At 46.0% G+C, this 6,137-nt stretch carries 4 protein-coding genes; all 4 read right to left on the bottom strand.

What is annotated here, in order from left to right; all coding sequences use genetic code 11:
* Window positions 1–46: 46 nt before the first annotated feature.
* The 4 genes from B2X65_RS02260 to B2X65_RS02275 all read right to left on the bottom strand — a co-directional run bounded on the left by B2X65_RS02260 (window position 47) and on the right by B2X65_RS02275 (window position 5,993).
* Window positions 47–2,512: a S8 family serine peptidase gene (locus B2X65_RS02260; RefSeq protein ID WP_290610342.1), complete on the bottom strand. Its 2,466-nt coding sequence runs from the start codon at window positions 2,510–2,512 to the stop codon at window positions 47–49.
* Between the two features lie 118 nt (window positions 2,513–2,630).
* Window positions 2,631–3,269, bottom strand: coding sequence for a response regulator (locus B2X65_RS02265; RefSeq protein WP_290610343.1), 639 nt, complete (start codon window positions 3,267–3,269; stop codon window positions 2,631–2,633).
* On the bottom strand, window positions 3,266–3,997 hold the full coding sequence (locus B2X65_RS02270) for a sensor histidine kinase (protein ID WP_290610345.1): 732 nt from the start codon (window positions 3,995–3,997) through the stop codon (window positions 3,266–3,268). Before B2X65_RS02270 ends, B2X65_RS02265 begins: the two co-directional genes overlap by 4 nt.
* Entirely contained in the window at window positions 3,987–5,993 is a 2,007-nt protein-coding gene (locus B2X65_RS02275; RefSeq protein ID WP_290610346.1) for a tetratricopeptide repeat protein, read from the bottom strand. Before B2X65_RS02275 ends, B2X65_RS02270 begins: the two co-directional genes overlap by 11 nt.
* Between the last annotated feature and the right edge of the window lie 144 nt (window positions 5,994–6,137).

Below are 6,137 nucleotides of genomic sequence, written 5' to 3' on the forward strand. Positions count from 1 at the left end.
ATTTAGCTGTTGTGGCGGAACCAAATTGGTCATTAGTTGTTGTGACTTATTGTGCCATTAGCTGATGTAGGGTTGTTAATGACATTGCTAAGCCTGCGCGGCTCACATTATCATTTGCCCGGAAATGAGCACTGATAACTGGCTCTGCATCAAATGGCCCCTGAGTTAGACTGAATTTAACCGTCATTAGCCCCAGATCCAGTGCTTTTTGCACATAACCTTTTAACTCTGGATTGATAAGCGCACTATCGGCCACGTCAATCCACTGATTAAAGGCGAACACTTTAACATTAGCTGCGGGGTTAAAGTTTGCTGCATCAGCCTGTTTCGCCAGGGTTTGGACTAACGAATAAGCGAGCTCAGCGCGGGAAACTTGCGTATTCACACCAAAGGTTGAGGAGGATGCAGCTTTAACCACTGGTTGCTGGGCTAACGCTAAATCTTTTAACGCCGCGCCTTTTCGTGATACCGCATTCGCGGCAGCAGCATTGTCATTATCAGTATCGGAAAAAACAAATTGATCTCCGGCATTGCTCTGACGCACCGCCCCCGCTAATACCATAGCATCAGCAAGCTGCGCTTTAGTAACCTTTGCATCAGGGTCAAAGCCAAAACTAAAGCCGTCCATTAACTGCTCAGAAACCGCAAATTCAATAAAGCCCTGAGCTGGGTGACCTACGACATCCCCCAAACCGATAAAACCATCAGTACGGATAAGTTTTAATTGCGCATTAATAGTGCCTGGTACGCCATACCCGTTGGTAACGCCTGCTGGGTCAAGCGCAACACCGCTTAAACTACCTACTCCCTTAGCATATATTTTCCATGTTCCCGCCATGCCAGGTGCTGATAAACCAATATTTTCACCCAATACCGGTAAAGCAATGCCTGAGCCGTAACGATTACCAGCTGGATCTTCCAGCACCAGTGCGACTGAATTAGAACTGACCCGCGCTTTGACACTGACTAATGAAATATCAACATCCACGTCGAAGGTTTCAACTTGCGGCTCACCGACCGGGTCAAACCTGACTGGCACTATTTCATTGGATGCTATCGAGGTCGAGGCTTGAGCATTAAATTGCCGGTTTGGTTTTACGGTATTACCAAAGCGACTATCCATTTCCAGAGCAGCTTGCACGGCAGCGTGCGCATTAACATAGCCAGCGCCAACTTCCCATGATTCGCGGCCAGACATATTAGTTGCCGTATCGCGCAATATCTGTTTAACCTCGCGCCAGCTTAGATTAGGGTTGGCTTCTAACATTAATGCGACCACACCAGAAATATGCGGCGCAGACATAGAAGTGCCGCTGCTAAGCGTGTAATAAGGTAAATGTTGCGGTTCAATAATTTCACTGTCGTCGGTTAAGCTCAGTGCACTTAAACTCGATAACGACGCGCGAACCGAAACCACATCTACACCTGGCGCCGTAATCGTCGGCTCGTCAACCCAAACAAAGGTTTCACCTGCCACTTCCACTTCGCCACCATTCCCCTTAGTGCCGCGTGAGCTAAAGTTAGCCAACGCACCCGTTTTATCGCCTGCTGCAACCGTGACAACCCAGGGTGCTTTTTTAAAGTTACCTGTGATGGTCGACTCACCCGAGCCAGCGTTACCGGCAGAGAACACTACAATAACGCCGTTGTCGGTCAGTGCTTTGGTCGCCACATTGGTTGGATCATCCGGATTAAAGTCGGTACCAACGTCACCGGTATTACCAAAGGAATTGGAGATCACCCGAATATTGTAATCAAATTGATGGGTCAGGGCGTAATCGAAACCGCCAAGGGTATCAAGAATAAATAAACCAGCACCTGAACCATAACCAATAATTTTGGCACCAGGGGCGACACCGGCATATTTACCGGAAGATTGGGCGCCATTGGCACCGATAATACCAGCAACATGCGAACCATGACCGCCAGCAATATCGGTATTTTCAACGTTTTCCTGGTAAGTAATAGGCAGAATACCCGAGAAACTATTCAGGTTGGTCTGGGCTAACACATTTTGTACAGTATGGTTCGGGAATCGAATATCTGCATGCGAGCCATCCACGCCGGAGTCGTTAACAACCACACCGATACCACGACCTGAAAACGGCACTCCTCGACTACGCAGACTTTGGTCGGCTCGTAATTGCTGGACTCCTGTGATGGCGGTTGACTCTTTATTTTCTAAGGTTAACGCTGCATTATGCCAGACAGAAAGAACATCATTTCGGCCATATATTTGTTGAATTTGCTCAGCGGTGGCAAGCGCACCGACTATAGGTAAATTCCGTAAACTTACCCCACTGATACCCAGTGCTGATAGTGTATTTAACTGACTGGCACTCGGTGCACCTGCTTGGTCGAATGTAATAATAACCTGATGAAGTGTTTCAGCTGAGGCCTGCTGCAACCGATTGGCCAGTGTCGGGTCCAGCGTTTTTGCACTCAGGTTGCTTGCTGACATGCCCAAAGCTAGAGAAAACGAAAGTAGAGTAAGTTTAGTTTTAATTTTCATGTGTTCCTCGGTCAGATGATGAAGCTCCAACCAAGAATTACACAGCGGCGGTACCAGGCACATAGGGGCTAACCCCCAAGCCAACCGTCTTTTCTACCCACAGCACTATTAATAGTGATTAGTTAAGTAAACCTTTTTTCGCAGCGTACCTGACTAACTCTACTGAATTATGCATTTTTAACTTTTCTAATACTTTGCCCCGGTGGTTTTCTGCCGTTTTCACACTAATATCCAACACTCTTGCTATATCTTTGGTCGATGCACCTGAAATGACTAAATGAAAGACTTCTCGCTCCCGCTCGGTGAGGTTTTTATAGGGGTCATCAAGGTTTTCATTCGGGTTGCGGTATTGTTCTGCCAACACCTGAGAAGCAAATTGGCCGTAATAGGTTTTACCTATAGCCAACTGCCTGATTGCAGCGAGCAAATGCTGGCTGGCAGTGGATTTAACTAAATAACCGCTGGCACCGGCACGCACCATATGAATGACATATTCTTCTTCTTCATGCATGGTAAGTACTAAGATCTGACTTTGCTTAAAGCGCAGACTCGCCTGGCGCACCACCTCAAGGCCATTTATCTTTGGCATACTGATGTCTACTACCAAAACGCTGGGTGCCAACTGCTCCAACAGCGCCAGTGCTTCAACACCGTCAATTGCCTGCCCCACCACCTTGCAGTCATCCGCTTGTTCAATGATACTCACCAGGCCCTGACGAACGATATCGTGATCATCTGCGACTACTACACTTATCATGCTACCCCCGGCCCCGTTTTTAACGGTACAGTTATCGTAATACTGCAGCCCTGGGACGGCGCAGCCTCAATAATACAGCGCCCGCCAAAAGCAAAGGCCCGGTCTTGCATACTGCACAAGCCCACCCCCTGCTCTGCTTGCGCATCTAGTTCGAAGCCAACACCATCATCAGCTATATGTAATGTTAGGGTATCGCCCTGTTGCATGATGGTTATCGTTGCCTGCGTTGCGTTCGCATATTTAACCGTATTGGTTAATGCTTCCTGACAGACTCTAAATATCATCACTTGCAACTCTTCATCTAACTGCAGATCTGCAGCGACTGCCAAACTAATTTTTAATTGCGGACAACTGTTCGTTATTTGCCGAACTAACCATTTTAAAGCGGGCTGCAAACCTAAATCATCAAGTACCGGTGGGCGTAGTAAACGCGAAATTTGTCGCGTATCCTGTAAGGCTAATTCGGCCAACGCTTTAGCTCTTTGTTGCTGTTCTGCGTTCAATCCGGTTGTCGCAAGCTCATTTACCAGCGCAGTCAACAGCTGACCTACCCCATCATGCAAATCATTAGCGATGCGCTTCTGTGTTTTATCATTAATTTGCCAAACCCTGCGCAATATGTGCTGCATGCGCAGGTTATTTTCTCGTAGCTGAATCTGCAGCTGTTTTTGCTGCACACTCAGCTTTGTTAACTGTAATTCAATATCCTGTTGTTTTTCATTGGTCATCGGCATTGATCACTATGGCGTTTTCACGAGAGATTATGGCATCCCGGTATTGCGCAGGAATATGCTGCAGTAAACGCTGAAACTCTGCCATATCACTTGGCATGGCCAATTTAGCTTCATCTGTAGTAAGACGAAAATACTGCTGTAAAAATTCAAATGCGAAACTACGCCAGTAACTTGTCGCACGGCGCAAAAGCGGCAGTGCCTGATTTAATAATTGGCCAACTAGCTCTTTATTACCATCCTGTACTGCCAGCATAGCTTGCAGCTCGAGCCAAAGAAGCCGTTCCGGTACATGATTTCGCATAAGCAGTTCGAAAGTCGCAGGCAAAGTAGCGACGGGCAGGCCTGACATCACGTTAATATATTGCTCAACAATAAAGGACTTTAGCTCTAAACGTGGTAATGGTTGCAGTTGCAACTGATGCTGCAACTGTTGCAGCTGCTGGCGGGCAGCATCAATTTGGTTTTCTGCCAGGTGTTGCTGCACTATCAATAATTTTAACGTTTGACGTTGCTCATTATTCGACGGATACAAACTTGGAGCAGTCAGTAGTGTTAACTGTTCGTCAGCCTTGTCATACTGAGCACTAAGCTGATAAAGCTCAATTAACCATAAACGAAACTCAATTGCTGCTTTTGTATACTGCTCTGAACGCGCTTGCTCGATAAAGATAGTCAGTTGTTGCTCGGCCTGCATAAAATTACCTTGTAAGCCGGCCAGCTTTGCTAAAAAAGCATCAGCAATCAATCTTTCTTCAGTTAAGTCAAGGCTTACTGCATCATCACTGGATGTTTTAAACAGCCTAAAGGCCTGAGCCCATTCACCTTGTTGAATTTTCAGCTGCGCTAAAATTTGCCGCACTTTAATCAGACTTAAAGCATCATTATTAGCTACGGCTGTTTGCTCTGCTTGCTTTAAATAAACTTGCGATTGGTCAAATTCAGACAACACAAAGTAAATATAGCCTAAGTTAATCAGGCTATCAGTTAACTCCCAACTATCGTCTAACTGCGTCCGCATGCTAAAAGCGTCATTAAAATAACGCAGCGCTTCTCTGTATTCACCTTTTTCTTCTTCAAGCAAGCCCAGATAATCAGTAGTCACTGCTAAACCATAACGGTCATCCAGCTGTTTATAATGCTGTAACGCTTGCTGCAAATACTCATTTGACTGAATAAAATCACCGGTTAAAAACAAAACAAAACCTAAGTTTGACGATGCTTTTGCCATACCACTGACGTCGGTAATTAGTTCAAATAAGTTTAATGATTGTTGGTAATAAGGTATGGCTTCGGCAAATTTACCCTGCCGCTGCATGGCTACGCCAACTGCGTTTAAGGTATCAGCCTGGCCGGGTTTATGCTTTAAGCGACTAAACAAAACTTGTGCTTGTAATAAATATTCGTCAACGGCCCGATTAATATCCCCTGTACGAATCGCCAACTTTCCCAATTGCAAAAAGATATCTGGATTGGTTTTATCAACCTGAGAAAGCTGTTTTAGTTGCTGGGTGGCATCAGCAAAGCGGCTTTGCATGGTTAAAAAACCGACATACTCCATTGTCAATGCGGTATCAAAGGGCTTGGCATCTAACAATAGTTTGTAATGAATATCAGCCTGAGCTGGGCGCTGCTGTAGCACAGCTAATCTTGCGTTTGATAACAAATAATCATAACTGTTAGTGACAGAGCGTTGCACTGCTTCGGCATAAGCTGCCTCGGCCTGAAGCCAGTCTTGTTGCTGCTCATGCCATTCAGCAGCTAATAAATAGCCTGTTGCCAACTGTGGGAACTGTTGCTGAAATTGCTGCAATGCCAGAAGGTAATCATTTTGGTTTTCAGCCGCACGCGCCAGCAAAACCCGCTGATAAAAAAGCTGGGCCTCTGCGGATAGAGATGAAGATGTGGCTACTCCAGGTGTTTCACTGGTTTGCAATGCGCTCAACATCGAATTCATTTGCTTGGCAACTGCGCCTGAAATAGCATCAAGCATGACCGTTTTCCGCCCAGACCATAACAACGGCTGCAGCGGCTGGCGCAAATCGGTTAGCTCAAAAGCTATTTCTACATTGTTGCTTAGCAACGTAAGATATTTCGATAAAATAACATCTGCGCCTGAGGTATCCCCACAAAATTA

Origin of the sequence: Arsukibacterium sp. UBA3155, assembly GCA_002364615.1 — a bacterium.
GTDB lineage: Bacteria > Pseudomonadota > Gammaproteobacteria > Enterobacterales > Alteromonadaceae > Alishewanella.

What these genes read in the sequence shown, in the direction of transcription:
- B2X65_RS02260 (WP_290610342.1), bottom strand. Translation starts at nt 2,512, where the DNA reads ATGAAAATTAAAACTAAACTTACTCTACTTTCGTTTTCTCTAGCTTTG.
- B2X65_RS02265 (WP_290610343.1), bottom strand. Translation starts at nt 3,269, where the DNA reads ATGATAAGTGTAGTAGTCGCAGATGATCACGATATCGTTCGTCAGGGC.
- B2X65_RS02270 (WP_290610345.1), bottom strand. Translation starts at nt 3,997, where the DNA reads ATGACCAATGAAAAACAACAGGATATTGAATTACAGTTAACAAAGCTG.
- B2X65_RS02275 (WP_290610346.1), bottom strand. Translation starts at nt 5,993, where the DNA reads ATGCTTGATGCTATTTCAGGCGCAGTTGCCAAGCAAATGAATTCGATG.